The sequence below is a fragment of the Burkholderia sp. E168m15 genome (assembly GCF_016586105.1).
In the GTDB taxonomy this organism is placed as follows: domain Bacteria; phylum Pseudomonadota; class Gammaproteobacteria; order Burkholderiales; family Burkholderiaceae; genus Burkholderia; species Burkholderia orbicola.
This window is the reverse complement of record NZ_BCPO01000141.1, coordinates 14,427-29,017: the sequence shown is the minus strand read 5'-3', so window position 1 is coordinate 29,017 and position 14,591 is coordinate 14,427. Positions and strand designations below refer to the sequence as shown.

Sequence of the window (14,591 nt, the reverse complement as noted above, 5' to 3'; positions counted from 1 at the left end):
GCACGCCGGGCGGCCAGCTCGTGCAGGAGACCGACCATCACGCGGCCGTGCGCGGCGCGCGGATCGTGCTGGCCGACGACGACGGCGTGCGCGCGGACATGACCGCCTCGTGGCTTGCCCAGATGGGCTGGGACGTGCGCGTGGTCGAGCCGGCGGGCACCGCGGCATTCTCCGAGCGCGGCCAGCCGCCGCGCGACGTGCCGGCAACGCCGCCCGCCGCCGACGTGTCGCCCGCGACGCTCGCCGGCTGGCTGAAGGAGGCCGCGCCCGGCGAGCTCGCGATCGTCGACGTGACGGCCAGCGCGAACTACGTGAAGCGGCATATTCCCGGCGCGTGGTTTGCCGTGCGCGCGCAGTTGCGCGACGCGCTGGCGACGATTCCGCCCGCGAAGCGCTACGTGTTCACGTGCGGATCGAGCCTGCTGGCGCGGTTCGCGGCGGATGACGCGCGTGCGCTGCTGCCGGCATCGGCCGAGATCCGGGTGCTGACCGGCGGCACGGCCGCGTGGATCGAGGCCGGGCTGCCGCTGGAGAGCGGCGAGACGCATCTGGCGTCGCCGCGCGTCGATCGCTACCGGCGTCCGTACGAAGGCACCGACAACGCGGCCGCCGCGATGCAGGCGTATCTCGACTGGGAATACGGGCTGGTCGACCAGTTGAAGCGGGACGGCACGCACCACTTCAACGTGATCTGAGCGATGCGGGCAACCGGGTGCGGCGCGTCGTGCGCGGCGCCCGGTCACGAAGCGGATCGGCGCTTCGTATCAGCGCTTGAACGTATCGACGGCCGTGCGGCCGACGGCCGGATCGTCGGTGAAGAAGCCGTCGATCCCCGCGCGCAGGTATGCCTGGATCTCGCGCACCGACCCGGCCGTGTTGCGCGTGGCCGGCGTGCCGCCGTCCTTCAGCGACGCGGGCAGGAAGTTGTTCTCCGGGCGGAACGTGTACGGATGCACGACGAGACCGGCCTCGTGCGCGTAGCGCACGTACGGCGTCGGCTGCTGCAGCGTGCCGTCCGCGGCGACCGCGATGATCGACGTCTTGTACGGCCCGACGCCGTTCGCATAGGTCGCGATCTCGCGCATGCCGTCGCGCGTCGACAGGTCGCCGTAGGTGCGCGTGTCGTTCGCCTTCACGAAGTCGTACGGGCGCTGCTGCGCTTCGTCCATCAACTGCACGAGCTTCCAGTTCGGCTGGCTCGACTTGATCCGGTTGCGGATCGTCTTCAGGTTCGCGACTTCGAACGACTGGATGTAGACGGTCGCGGTGCGCGACGTGTACGCATCCTTCAGCAGCGCGTCGACGAGGCGATCCTCGAGCGGCAGGCCGATCGACTGGAAGTAGGTCGGATGCTTGGTTTCCGGGTACAGGTGGATCGTGCGGCCGGTCTGCGCGGACATCTGCTTCGCGAGCGCGACGATCTCGTCGAACGTCGGAATCTCGAACTGGTCGTTGTACGCGGTATTGGCGGGGCGTACCTGCGGGATGCGCTCACGCGCCCGCAGCGTCTTCAGCTCGGCGAGCGTGAAATCCTCGGTGAACCAGCCCGTCAACTGCGTGCCGTCGATCGTCTTGGTCGCCTTGCGGCTCGCGAACTGCGGCAGCGCGGACACGTTCGTCGTGCCCGAGATCTCGTTTTCGTGGCGCGCGACCAGCACGCCGTCGCGGGTCGACACGAGGTCGGGCTCGATCACGTCCGCGCCGTCCTCGATCGCCTTGCGGTACGACGCGAGCGTGTGTTCGGGGCGCAGCGCGCTCGCGCCGCGATGGCCGACCACCTGGACCTTCGCGGAAATTGGCTGCGTGGGATCGCGCGTCAGATCGTCGCCACCGCCGCACGCGGCGAGCAGGAACGCGGCGGCACAGGCGAACGGGGCGTAGCGCAGGGAGGTCGGGCGCTTGAGGAGCATGTCGATGAACCTTCGAAAACGGAGTCGGAAAGGAGGCGGAAAGGAGCTCGCGCCGGCGGCCCGGCGGGGAGCCCGGGCTGAACGGAGTCGAACGGTGCGCGATCGTCGCATCGAATAATTACATATGTATTACTTCGACCTTTCCGTTTTGCTTTGAAGGCGCGACGTGCAGGGCAGCGCGAGTGACGGCGGGCTGCTGCGCACCGCATTCCGGCCGTCGCAACGAGTTCGTGCGCCGGATGCACTAAACTTGCGGGAATTTTGCATCGCCGCAGCGGGGCCGAGGCCCGCCTGGCGCGACGATGCGGCGACTCGCGGGCCGGCGCGGGCGCCCGGCGCCCGTGTGCGTCCGGGGCCCGCGCCGACCGATTTTTCCCGACCCATGACGACCCATACCGATCCCGCCTATCTGCTCGGCGAACTGCTGAAGAACGTTTCCCGCTCCTTCTACCTGACGCTGCGCGTGCTGCCCGACGGCATGCGCGACCCGGTCGGCCTCGCGTATCTGCTCGCGCGCGCGGCCGACACGATCGCCGACACGGCGCTCGTCGCGCCTGATCGCCGCGCGGCGCTGCTGACCGACCTGCGCGACGACATCGAACGGCTCGGCGATGGCGCGGCGCTGTCGCGTTCGCTCGAGGACGTGACGCGGATGCAGACCGATTCGCACGAACACCTGCTGCTCGGTTCGATGGAGCCGATGCTCGCGCTGCTGCGCGCGCAGCCGGAGGCCGATCGCGCGTCGATCCGCAAGGTCGTCGCGACGCTCACCGCGGGGATGGAGTTCGACCTGCGCACGTTTCCGCACGAGCAGTCGGGGCAGGTCGCATCGCTGCCGACGCGCGACGTGCTCGACCGCTACACGTACCTGGTCGCCGGCTGCGTCGGCGAGTTCTGGACCGACATGACGGGCGCGCACACGCGTGCCGCGCGCGGCTGGGATCTGTCGGACATGCGCGAGAAGGGAATCCGTTTCGGCAAGGCGCTGCAGATGACCAACATCCTGCGCGACTGCGCGAAGGATCTGCGCATCGGCCGCTGCTACCTGCCCGACGACGTGCTGGGCGCACACGGGCTCGTGGTGGCCGACCTGATGCAGCCAGAAGCATCGGAACGTGCGCGCGGCGTGCTGGTCGACCTGCTGCGCGTCGCGCTCGACCAGTATCGCGACGCCTACCTGTATACGCTCGCGATTCCGCGTCGTTTCGTGCGGCTGCGGCTCGCCTGCCTGTGGCCGATCATGATCGGCCTCGAAACGCTCGAACTGCTGGCCGGCCACGCGGCGTGGCTCGACCCGGCGAAGCCGGCCAAGGTGCCGAGAAAGCGCGTCTACCGGATCATGGCGGCGTCGCTCGCGCTGGTCGGCTCGAACACGGCGGTCCGTTCGCGTCTGACCGCGCTCGCCGATGCGGTGACCGCGCGGCTCGCGCGCCCCGCGACGCAGCTCTGAAGATCGCCGGCGCGGCAGGCGCCGGCATCGCCTCCCGGCCCGCGTTCGTCGGGCCGTTCCCGTCTGGTCTCCGGCACGTCGACTAAAAACGTTTTCATGATTTCGTGTCTCGAAATGTGGGTGTCACGAACGTGGGCGATCCTGCGCGGCGGCGTGAATCGCGGCGTCAGCTTCGATCGCGCATTTGTAAGACCTTTTGGTGCCGAAGGCGTCTGACGACATTGGACGGTCGTGGTGCGCCCGTAAAAATGTAAAGCTAGGGTTTTCACCGGCAAATGCCGGAAACGCCCGCTGCACAAGCGTTTCGGGCTGTCATGTAACCGTTTGGTGAACCCGCGCGTTGCGTCGATCATACGATGACCGACTGCACATGTTGGGAAACAATTGGTAATCCGTCAGAATCGCGTCGGCATGTACTCGCACATGTGTCGGTCATAAAACCACACCAGAAAAGAAACATTCTTTGAGGACGGAGAATCAATGAAAAAGCGCGTCGCTTTCGCCATGACGGCAGTCGGTCTCGCAGCCGCTACCGCCGCCCACGCCCAGAGCAGCGTGACCCTCTACGGTATCGTCGACAACGGTATCGCTTGGCAGAACAACTCGTCGGCAGTCGGCGCAACCTCGGGTGGTCACTCGAAGGTGCAGATGTCCACCGGCGTGTGGGCAGGCAGCCGCTTCGGCCTGAAAGGCAGCGAAGATCTCGGCGGCGGCACGAAGGCGATTTTCCAGTTGGAAGCCGGCGTCAACACGGCTAACGGCTCGTCGCAGTGGACCAACGGCATCTTCACGCGTCAGGCATGGGTTGGCCTGACCAACGCCACGTACGGTACGCTGACGGCCGGCCGCCAGTACACCGCGTACTACACGCTGCTGTCGCCGTACAGCCCGACGACCTGGCTGACCGGCTACTACGGCGCGCACCCGGGCGATATCGATTCGCTGGATACCAGCTACCGCGCGAACAACTCGCTCGTCTACATGTCGCCGAAGTTCTACGGCTTCACGGTCGGCGGTTCGTACTCGTTCGGCGGCGTCGCAGGCGCGACGAACCGCGGCTCGACGTGGAGCGCGGCGATCCAGTACCTGAACGGCCCGGCAGGCATCGCGGTCGGCTATCAGAAGGTCAACAACTCGACGCTCGGCGGCGGCGTGTGGGGCGCGAACTCGACGGTCCAGAACGGCCTGACGGCAGCGGGCGACGGCAACCAGCCGGCAGTCTCGTCGATCAACAACGGCTACGCGACCGCGCAATCGCAGCAGCGTATCGCCGTGACGGCGGGCTACCAGTTCACGCCGGCATGGGATATTTCGGCGTCGTACTCGAACGTCCAGTACACGCCGGGCACGGGTTCGTTCTTCCGGAACAAGGCAATCTTCAACACGGCTGGCGCCGTGCTGCACTGGAAGGCAGCTGCTCAGTGGGACTTCGCGGCAGGCTACTCGTACACGGCCGCAACGCAGTCGAACGGCATCACGAGCTCGGCCAAGTACCACCAGGTCACGCTGTCGCAGTACTACAGCCTGTCGAAGCGCACGGGCCTGTACGCGGTTGAGGCTTACCAGCACGCAAGCGGCAACACGCTGAACGGCCGCGGCAACGCAATCATCTCGGCGACCACGTCGATCGGTGACGGCGTGGGCGCAGGTTCGAAGCAGAACCAGATCGGCGTCGGCGTCGGCATGATCCACCGCTTCTAAATGTCGCGCGGCGCGCGAGCGCCGCTCACGGCATGCGGTATGAAAACCGGCCTTCGGGCCGGTTTTTTCGTTTACGTCGCGAGTCGATGCGCGATCCATCGCGTCGGATCACTGATCGATCGGCGACTTCAGCGGCTGATGCTCGCCCGTCAGCCCGAACACGACGAGTTGCGCGGGCTCGGTCGCGCTCGCGTTGCGCGACACCTGATGGCGCGAGCCGGGCGGTTCGTACCAGCCTTCGCCGGCGCGATAGCGGCGCAGCGGGCCGCCGTTCACCTGCGACAGCACTTCGCCTTTCGACACGACGGCGAACACCGAGCCGAGGTGCTTGTGCGCTTCGGACGCCTGACCGGGCGCATAGTCGACCGTCGCGACGACCACCAGTTTGCCGGGCGCCTCGGGCACGGCTTGCTGCATGATCGCGTGCACGCTGTCGCCGGCGTCGTGCGCGTGAGCGCCGGCCGGCAGTGCGGCGGCCAGCATGAGCCCGGCGCACAGCGCGACGCGAGGGAGCGGGGAACGGATCATCGTCGCCGCCTCACTCGGGCATCTTGCGGAACGCGATCGCGAAGCGGTTCCACGAGTTGATCGTCGCGATCAGCATCGACAGGTCGAACAGCTCCTCGTCGGTGAAATGCGGCTTCACGGCTTCCCAGACGGCGTCGGGCACGTGGTTGCTGGCCACCAGCGTCAGTGCCTCGGTCCATTCCAGCGCCGCGCGTTCGCGCTCGGTGAAGAACGGCGTTTCGCGCCACGTGACGACGGTCGCGAGACGGCGGTCGGTTTCGCCGCCCTTGCGCGCGTCGGTCGTGTGCATGTCGACGCAGAACGCGCAGCCGTTGATCTGCGACGCGCGCAGGCGGACGAGTTCGGCGAGCGGCTTCTCGATCGAGCTCTTCGCGAGGAATTCCTCGGCGTTGCGCATCACCTTGATCGCATTCGGGCTGGCGGCATAGAAGTTCAGGCGCGGTTGCATGGCAGGTCCTTTTCGGTTGGGTAGCGCCGGGGTGGCGCGACAGGACCTACTTTACGAGTCGCACTGGCCTGCTTGAATAGCCAATTTAACGGAAATTCAGGTAACCAGTGACGGCCCGTCCGCGATGCCGGCATCCAGCAATCCCGCCAGCTTCGCGAGCGCCGTGTCGATGCGCAGCGCGTCGATCCCGCCATAGCCGAACAGCAGCCCCGGGCGCACCGGCACGCCCACGTGGAACGCCGAGATCCCGTACAGGCCGATGTCCTGCGCCCGCGCCGCGCGGACCAGCGCCGCTTCGTCGAGCCCCGGCTTCAGGCGCGCGGCGAGATGGATGCCGGCGGTCGGCACGATCGCGTCGAACCACGGCGCGAGTGCGCCGCGCAGGTGCGCGATCAGCATCTTGCGGCGCGCGTCGTAGTGCTTCTGCACGCGTTTCAGGTGCCGCGCGAAATCGCCTTCGTGCATGAAGCGGGCGAGCGCCGCCTGCGTGAGCGCGCAGGTGTGCCAGTCGACGATCTGCTTCGCCTTGGCCAGCGCGCCGCGCAGCGCGCGCGGCGGAATCGCGTAGCCGATCCGCAGTTCGGGAAAGATCGTCTTCGAGAACGTGCCGACGTACGCGACGAGGCCCGTGCGGTCGAGGCTCTTCAGCGATTCGACCGGCCGGCCCTCGAAGCGGAATTCGCCGTCGTAATCGTCCTCGATGATCACCGCGCGGCGGCGCTGCGCCCATTCGAGCAGCGCGACGCGGCGCTCGAGCGTCATCGGCATGCCGAGCGGGAACTGATGCGACGGCGTCACGTAGACGAGCCGCGCGTCGTCCGGCAACCGTTCCGTGACGAGTCCCTGCGCGTCGACCGGCACGCCGATCACCGTCGCGCCGAGCGACGCGAACGCGGCGCGCGCGGGCGGATAGCCGGGGTCCTCGACCGCGACGACGTCGCCCGGCCGCACGACGACGCGCGCGAGCAGGTCGAGCGCCTGCTGCGCGCCTTGCGTGACGAGCACGTCGTCCCAGCTGCAGGCGACCGCGCGGCTGAATCCCGCGTAGCGCGCGATCGCGCCGCGCAACTGCGGATCGCCGGCCGGATCGTGGTACTGGCCGGGGCCGCGCGCCTGCTGGCGCAGCGCGTGATGCAGGCAGCGCCGCCATGCGTCGAACGGGAACAGCGTCTTGTCGGTCACGCCCCCGCGAAAGTCGAAGCCGGGCGAATCCTGCGGCGCGGGCATCGCGAGCGCGTCGGGCAGGTCGTTCCACAGCGCGCGCGCATCGACCGCATCGATGCGCGGCCGCTCGTCGACGATCGACGGCGCCGACGTCACCGCGGCGTGCGGCACGCGCGCGAGGCCATCGGCGACGAACGTGCCGTCGCCGGCGCGCGTAGTCAGGTAACCCTCGGCCACCAGGCGCTCGAATGCGTCGAGCGTCGTCTTGCGCGACACGCCGAGTTGTTTCGCGAGATCGCGCGTCGACGGCAGCCGCGCGCCGCCTTCGAGACGCCCGTCGACGATCGCGGTGCGCAGTTGCCGGAAGATTTGCCCCGTCAGGTCGTGACGGCCTTCGATGCGGATCGCGATGTCCATCGCAGTGGTTACCTCGATTCGTGTGATTTCACCTCGATCAGCATACCGGAACTCGACCGCGCCGGCGGCGGTTCCGGGCTCGCAGCCGCACCGGCCCTCGCGCGATTGGACCGCCGTGCGCTGCTGCCTTACGATCCACCACAAACCTCACCGCGGAGCGACCTCATGCTGTCCGAAGACGAACTGGCGCTGCTCGACGCGATCCGCGCCACCGGCAGCCTGTCGCGTGCCGCCGCGCGGCTCGGCAAGGCGCCGTCGACGGTGTCGCATGCGGCGCGCCAGCTCGAAACCCGGTTCGACGCGCTGCTGTTCGACCGGCGCGGCTACCGGCTGCAGCTCACGCCGGCCGGACAATTGCTGACCGACGAGGCGGCGCGGCTGGCGCTCGACGTCGCCCGGCTGACGCAGCGCGTGCGGCAGGTCGCGAGCGGCTGGGAGGACCGGCTGTGGATCGTCAGCGACGAGGTGCTGGAGTTCGATACGCTCCTGCCGGTCGTCCGCGCGTTCGATGCGCTCGATTCCGGCGTGTCGCTGCGTTTCACGCACGAGGTGCTTGGCGGGACCTGGGAAGCGTTGCGCGACGGCCGCGCGGATCTGGTCGTCGGCGCGACCAACGAGCCGCCGGCGATGCCGGGCCTCAAGTGGTTCGAACTCGGCGCGATGGAGTGGGTGTTCGCGGTGTCGCCGCGCCATCCGCTGGCGGCCGCGAGCGGGGTGCTGACGCGCGACGCGATCGGTGCGCACCGCTCGGTCGTCGTCGCCGATTCGTCACGGCGGGCGGCCGGCCGCGCGTATGGCCTGCTCGGCGGGCAGGCGGTGCTCGCGGTGCCGTCGATGCGCGCGAAGATCCTCGCGCAGCGCGATGCGCTCGGCGTCGGCTGGGTGCCGCGCCGGCGCGTCGCGTCGCTGCTCGCGCGCGGCGAACTGGTCGAGAAGCCGACGGCCGATCCGCGCGAGCCGAATCTGCTGTACGTCGCGTGGCACGGCGATCGTGACGGCCGCGCGCTGCAATGGTGGCTGGAGCAACTGCGCGAGCCGCGGCTCGCGCAGCGGCTGCTCGACGGGATCGATGTGATCGGCTGAGCGCGCTCGCTCAAACATGTTCGACGTTTTCGAACATGTCCGTCGTGCCCGTCGCACGGCAAGGCCGCGCGCCGCGCGCATCCTGTGTTCACGGTCAACTCACCGGTTCACAGGAGAACATCATGCAACGCTTCGAAGGAAAGACGGTCCTCGTCACGGGCGGCAACAGCGGCATCGGCCTGGCGGCCGCCCGCGCATTCGCGGTCGAAGGCGCGCGAGTCGTCATCACCGGGCGCGACGCCGACACGCTGGAAGCCGCCCGTCAAACGCTCGGCGAAGGCGCGCTGGCGATTCGCAACGAAGCCGGCAGCGTCGCATCGGCCCGCGCGCTGGCCGACGCGCTCGCCGCCGCCGGCGTGCGGCTCGACGCCGTATTCGTCAACGCGGGCGTCGCGAAACTCGCGCCGTTCGCCGACAGCGACGAAGCGATGTGGGATCTCGTGTTCAACACCAACGTGAAGGGCGCGTATTTCCAGATCCAGTCGCTCGTGCCGCTGCTGAACCGCGGCGCATCGATCGTGATCAACGGCTCGATCAACGCGCATATCGGGATGCCCGGCTCGTCGGTGTACGCGGCGAGCAAGGCGGCCGTCAATTCGTTCGCGAAGACGCTGTCGACGGAACTGCTGCCGCATGGCGTGCGCGTGAATGTGGTGAGCCCGGGGCCCGTGCAGACGCCGCTGTACGGCAAGCTCGGGCTCGACGCGGCGACGCTCGACGCGACGGCCGACAAGATCAAGGGCCTCGTGCCGATCGGCCGGTTCGGCACGCCGGACGAAATCGCGTCGACGGTGCTGCACCTGAGCGCGCCGGAATCCGCGTTCATCGTCGGCGCGGAAATCATCGCGTCGGGCGGGATGGGATTGCTCTAAGGGGGCGACGCGGGCGGGGCCCGTAACCGGCGATGCGATGCCGGGCGAGCGGGCCCCGTCACCTGCACCTATCGTGGCGCACAAGCACCGCGCGTGTCGTCGCCGGTTTTCAACTGCGTCACCGTCAACCCTGCGAACGTCGCGCGGCCTTGCTCGGCGAACACGGCCACGCGATCCGCGTCGAGCGGCGGAAAGATCAGGTCCGTCAGCGCGACGCGACCGCCGTTCGCGAACACTTCGACCGAGCCGCGATCGACGACGATTTCGAGCCGCAGTTGCCCGTGTTCGAGCGGCAGATCGACGATGTGCTCGCGGCTGAACGTGCTGGCGAAATTCGCTTCGCCGGATTGCGAGCGGTCGAGCGTCAGCGTGCGCTTCGCCGTGTCGTACACGATCCGGGTGCCGATCGAGCCGTCGGTCGAGCGCCGGACGATCAGGCCCGCGCGCGCGGCACGCTGCGGCGAGATCGTCACCGTGATGCGCTGGACGACGCCGCGCGTCGCGGCCGACAGCGCGCGGGTGGCGGAGTCGACCGTCAGGTCGCCTTCATGCACGGCGGGCCGGCCGTCGGCCCACGCGTCGAAGGCGGCGGCCGGCACGACGATGAGGGTCGGCTCGCCGTCGATCGTCTTCAGCGCCAGTTCGCGCGGCAGCGTGGTCGCGCCACGCCATGGGGTGGTCGGCACCTTGGCCGCGTAATCCCAGTTGCTCATCCATGCGATCGCGACCGGCCGGGCGCCCGGTGCGCCGGAGAACGTGCCGGCCGCGTAAAAATCGGCGCCGTGGTCGACCCAGTGGAATTGCGCGGGGTCCGAACCGGCGGGTGCGACGCGGTCGGGCACGAACGTGCGGCCGTCGAAGTTGCCGACGAAGTACATCGCGCCGGAACCGCCCGCGATCGACCACGGATTCACGTTGACGATCATCACCCACTTGATGCGGCGGGGATCGCCGTCGAGCGGCAACGGTATGAGGTCCGGCATTTCCCACAGCGCGCCCGCATGCGGCACGTCCGGCAGCGTGAAGTCGCTCAGGAACGACCAGTGGATCAGGTCGTCGGAGCGATAGAGCTTCACGACGTGCGCGTCGGCAACGACCGTCGTCATCAACCAGTAGCCGCCCGCCGCGTACCACGACACTTTCGGATCACGAAATTCCTTCGATTCCGGATCGAGCGTCAGCACCGGGTTGTGCGCATATGGCTGCCAGGTCGTGCCCTGATCGAGGCTGTACGCGAGCGACTGCGCCTGGATGCCGGGCGCGTGACCCGAGCCGGGCTTGTAGACGCTCGTATAAAGCGCGACGAGCGGCGTGTGGCCCGGCGTGCCGAGGCCGGACGTGTTCAGGGTGTCGGCGACGATCGAGCCCGAGAAGATTTCCTCGGTGGCGTTCGCGCGCATCGCGACCGGCTGCTCGCGCCAGTGAACGAGATCGGTGCTGGTCGCGTGCCCCCACGACATGTTGCCCCAGTCGTTGCCGAGCGGGTTGTACTGATAGAACAGGTGATAGCGGCCGTTCGCGTAGACGAGCCCGTTCGGGTCGTTCATCCAGTTGCGTTGCGGCGTGTAGTGGAGGGCGGGCCGCCATTGCGGCGTGCCGTTGTCGGGCGGCGCGTGGCACGGAGCGGCCACGGCCTGCGTGCAGGCCACGCAGGCGAACAGCAGCCGGACGAGCCGGACGAAAAAGCGGAAAGACGTCGAATTCATGCGGGACCAGGCGCTTCGTCGGGCGAAGCGGGAAAGGGCGCAGGCCGTTTGCAACGACGGCCTGCGCAACGGTCAAAGGAAAAGTCGAAAGAAAAAGAGGAGGCGCACACGCGACACGCGCGATACGCACCTCCTGAACCTCGTGCCTTTATCGACGATGGTTATTCGGGGTTTCCTAGTTGCCCTGGCCGTTGCCGTCGTTGTGGCCGGCCCCCGTCGCCGGCAGGTTCGCCGGGATGTCGCCGTAGCCGCCGAGGCCGCCGCGTCCATACGTGCGGTCGACCGCGGTCGACGTGCCGTTGATGTTCACCTTCACCGTGGGCGCGAGCGTGCCGCCGCGGCGCGGGCCGATCGCATCGATGAACGACTCGACGAGCCCGCCCGGCATCACGTAGTGCGAATACGACTGGAATTCGCGCGGATTCTGGTTCGGGTCCTGCGAGTACGGCGCGCCGGCCGGTGCGGAGAAGTCGGTCGGGTTGCCGAGCACGAGGCCGCTGCCGCCGTTCAGCGGCAGGAAGTCGCTGCGGATGCCGTTGCCGACGAAGCCGTACACGCCGTCCGGGCCGTCGACGCCGGCCGCCATCGTCGTGCGGTGGCTGATCGTGAACAGGTAGTACTTGCCGTCCTTCAGGTAGATCTGCGGGCGCTCGGTCTGGTCGTCGACGCAGTTCGCCGACAGGATCGGCGGCAGGAACTTCCACGCGGTCAGTTGCGGGTTCGTCGCGACCGCCAGGCCGACGTTGGCCTTTTGATACACTGCGCCCGAATTCATCACCGCGTTGAGATCTTCGCGGTTCGGATCGTTCGGCGCGTAGCCGAGATCGGCCTCGGTGCAGGTGCGCGAGCCGCGCGGGCCGCCGGTGTTGCCTTCGAACACCATGTAGGTCTTGCCCGGATGCGCGGGATCGGTGAACACGAACGGATCGCGGAACGAGAAGTAGGTGTTCTGCTGGCCGGTCTGGTAGTAGTTGCCGTCCGGCTGCAGCAGCGCCTTGTGATCGTCGAAGCCGGTGAACCACACGTGCTTGTCGTCGGCGTGGATGTTGCCGTCGGCGCGCGTGATGATCGCCTGCGGCGGCGTGATGTCGGCGCCGCCGGGCGCCGAGCGGTTGAACGACGTCGCGGTGTAGTAGAGGCTGACGTTGCTGCCGTTCGTCAGGCGCGCGGAGCCCGACCATTCGGCGTTGTTGGTCATCGGCGCGGTGCCGAACACCCGGGCGCTCGCGCCGTCGGGGAACAGGTGGCCGCCCCAGGTCCAGCCGCCGTTCGCGGGGCGCTGCGATGCGGGGATGCCGGCGCGGCGATAGAAGAAGCCGATGCGGGCGTGGACGTGACGGTCGTCGAACGTGTAGCCCGCGTGCGGATCGGCGGTGAGCGAGAAGATCACCTCCCAGCCCTTGTAGCTGAGCTGGTTCGCGCGCAGGTCAGCCAGCGGCCACGTGTCCCACACCCACACGTTCGAGTTGATCAGCGGGAAATCCTGCGGGATGTCCAGCATCGTCAGCGCTTGCGGCAGCGAATTCTTGTCGGCGCCCGCGGTGTGCGATTGCGCGACGATCTGGCGGATGTCCGCCCGCGTCCAGCGCATCGTGAAGTTGCCTTCGGGATCGTAGGCTTGCTGGGTATGGGGCGTGGGCACGGGCGCGCCCGTGCCGCTGGACTGCGCGTGCGCGACGGACGCGAAGGCGGCGAGTGCGCCGCCAGCGAGCAGCAAACGTTTGGCCGCGACCGGACGGAAAAGGGGAAAGTATGTCATCTCGTCGTTGTTTCCTGGAAAGGTGAAAGTGAACGGCTGAGTGGGCATCGATGTCCAAACCGGTTTGGATGCTATTTCAAACCGGTTTGGAACGCAAAAGATATTTATTTGACGGTAATCGTTACCAATTGGAAATAATTACCCGGTCGGCGCGTCCCGGGATTCGGGCAGCCGGGCGGATCGACGCATGCGAGGAGTGACGGTGAAGGTGAATCTGAAGGCGCTGTCGGACGCGCTCGGCCTGTCGCGGACGACGGTCAGCCGCGCGTTGAACGGTTACGACGACGTGAGCGAGGCGACGCGCGAACGCGTGGCGAAGGCCGCGCGGGAAATGGGGTACGTGGCCGATCCGACCGCGCGCCGGCTCGCGACCGGACGGGCCGACATGATAGGGATCGTGTATCCGTTCGGCGCCGGCGATCTCGGCGATCCGCGGTTCGCCGAGGTCGTCGCGGGCATCACCGAGCGGCTCGCCGAGCGCAATCTCGATTTCATCATCGCGTCCGCGCGACCGAACGCGGAACTGGACACCTATCGGCGGATCGTCGACGGCAAGCTCGTCGACGGGTTGATCGTCGCGCGCACGCGGGTCGACGATCCGCGGATCGCGTACCTGCAAGCGAGCGCGTTTCCGTATGTCGCGTACGGTCGCACGCAGGCCGCCGGCCCGTACGCGTGGTTCGACTTCGACAACGAGGCGGGCGCGCGCGACGCGGTGCGCCGGCTGATCGGCTTCGGGCATCGGCGCATCGCGATGATCAGCGCGCCGCTGACGCTGAATTTCGCCGCGCAGCGGCGTGCCGGTTATCTGTCGGCCTTGCGCGAAGCCGGTATCGACGCCGATCCGGCGCTGCTCGTGGAATGCCCGTTCACGCCCGACGGCGGGCAGCAGGCGGCGCGGGCGTTGCTCGCGCGCGCCGAGCCGCCGACCGCGCTGCTGGTCGACAACAACATCGCGGGCAGCGGCGCGTTTCGCGTGCTGGTCGACAACGGGCTGCGCCTGGGGACGGACCTGTCGCTGATCGTCTATGACGGCGTGCCGGCCGATATCGCGCACCCGTATCGCGTCACGGCGGTCGTGCAGCCGACCGGCCACGCGTCGGGGCGTGCGCTCGCGGAACTGATGCTGCGGCTGCTGGACGATGGCGTGTGCGATCAACGGCTCGAAGCGCCGGCCATCGAGGCGGGCGACACGGACGGTCCGTTGCGCGGGTAGCCCGCACCCAGCGGCGAGGCGACGGCGGGCGGGCAAGCGACGGCGGCCGTTGCTGAACGGCGCCCCCGTCGCAAAGGCCATGACGATGGCAGGGGCGAATACGCGTTCTTCTAGACGACCGGTCTAATCCGAGGCTATCATCCGTGCTTGTGAATGCGGCGACGCCTCAGGCAGATTCAAGCAGCGAGATGTCGTCGTTTTATTTCGGCCGCGTCTAGACGACTGGTCTAATAGGCATATATCGCATGCGGATGAATGAATCGCACGTTGCCGCGCGCCGACTGACTAACCGACAGGCGTGGCACGCCGACGTGCGGCCCCGTTTCCCCGTTCATTT

The 14,591-nt window shown here is 68.1% G+C and carries 12 protein-coding genes; 6 read left to right on the top strand and 6 right to left on the bottom strand.

Annotated features, from left to right (window positions below):
* Nucleotides 1-695 (top strand): rhodanese-like domain-containing protein (locus tag JMF86_RS21225; RefSeq protein ID WP_269189819.1); only part of this gene is annotated, 695 nt, incomplete at its 5' end.
* A gap of 69 nt (nucleotides 696-764) precedes the next feature.
* Here JMF86_RS21225 and JMF86_RS21220 read toward each other — a convergent pair.
* Nucleotides 765-1,910, bottom strand: a complete 1,146-nt coding sequence (locus JMF86_RS21220; RefSeq protein ID WP_011547816.1) for a glycerophosphodiester phosphodiesterase — start codon at nucleotides 1,908-1,910, stop codon at nucleotides 765-767.
* A 382-nt stretch (nucleotides 1,911-2,292) separates the two neighbouring features.
* Between JMF86_RS21220 and JMF86_RS21215 the strand changes: the two genes are divergently transcribed.
* Entirely contained in the window at nucleotides 2,293-3,360 is a 1,068-nt protein-coding gene (locus tag JMF86_RS21215) for a squalene/phytoene synthase family protein (RefSeq protein ID WP_011547815.1), read from the top strand.
* A 480-nt stretch (nucleotides 3,361-3,840) separates the two neighbouring features.
* Entirely contained in the window at nucleotides 3,841-5,061 is a 1,221-nt protein-coding gene (locus tag JMF86_RS21210) for a porin (protein ID WP_011547814.1), read from the top strand.
* A 108-nt stretch (nucleotides 5,062-5,169) separates the two neighbouring features.
* Here the strand turns inward: JMF86_RS21210 and JMF86_RS21205 are convergent, their stop codons facing one another.
* The 3 genes from JMF86_RS21205 to JMF86_RS21195 form a co-directional block, all read right to left on the bottom strand.
* Entirely contained in the window at nucleotides 5,170-5,589 is a 420-nt protein-coding gene (locus JMF86_RS21205) for a cupin domain-containing protein (protein WP_011547813.1), read from the bottom strand.
* A 10-nt stretch (nucleotides 5,590-5,599) separates the two neighbouring features.
* Nucleotides 5,600-6,037: a carboxymuconolactone decarboxylase family protein gene (locus JMF86_RS21200; protein ID WP_006479143.1), complete on the bottom strand. Its 438-nt coding sequence runs from the start codon at nucleotides 6,035-6,037 to the stop codon at nucleotides 5,600-5,602.
* A gap of 96 nt (nucleotides 6,038-6,133) precedes the next feature.
* The gene (locus JMF86_RS21195) at nucleotides 6,134-7,618 is read right to left on the bottom strand and encodes a PLP-dependent aminotransferase family protein (RefSeq protein ID WP_011547812.1); all 1,485 of its coding nucleotides are present in this window, start codon (nucleotides 7,616-7,618) and stop codon (nucleotides 6,134-6,136) included.
* 165 nt (nucleotides 7,619-7,783) lie between these two features.
* Between JMF86_RS21195 and JMF86_RS21190 the strand changes: the two genes are divergently transcribed.
* Both JMF86_RS21190 and JMF86_RS21185 read left to right on the top strand, forming a co-directional pair.
* Nucleotides 7,784-8,701, top strand: coding sequence for a LysR family transcriptional regulator (locus JMF86_RS21190; RefSeq protein ID WP_011694720.1), 918 nt, complete (start codon nucleotides 7,784-7,786; stop codon nucleotides 8,699-8,701).
* 122 nt (nucleotides 8,702-8,823) lie between these two features.
* Nucleotides 8,824-9,573 (top strand): SDR family oxidoreductase, encoded by a 750-nt coding sequence (locus JMF86_RS21185; protein WP_011547810.1) that lies wholly within the window; start codon nucleotides 8,824-8,826, stop codon nucleotides 9,571-9,573.
* Nucleotides 9,574-9,641: 68 nt separating this feature from the next.
* Here the strand turns inward: JMF86_RS21185 and JMF86_RS21180 are convergent, their stop codons facing one another.
* Both JMF86_RS21180 and JMF86_RS21175 read right to left on the bottom strand, forming a co-directional pair.
* Nucleotides 9,642-11,279, bottom strand: coding sequence for a glycoside hydrolase family 32 protein (locus tag JMF86_RS21180; protein ID WP_011694721.1), 1,638 nt, complete (start codon nucleotides 11,277-11,279; stop codon nucleotides 9,642-9,644).
* Between the two features lie 175 nt (nucleotides 11,280-11,454).
* A complete protein-coding gene (locus tag JMF86_RS21175; protein ID WP_201317138.1) occupies nucleotides 11,455-13,038 on the bottom strand; it encodes a glycoside hydrolase family 68 protein in 1,584 nt (527 codons plus the stop codon).
* Between the two features lie 187 nt (nucleotides 13,039-13,225).
* Between JMF86_RS21175 and JMF86_RS21170 the strand changes: the two genes are divergently transcribed.
* Entirely contained in the window at nucleotides 13,226-14,254 is a 1,029-nt protein-coding gene (locus tag JMF86_RS21170) for a substrate-binding domain-containing protein (RefSeq protein WP_011547807.1), read from the top strand.
* Nucleotides 14,255-14,591 lie beyond the last annotated feature (337 nt).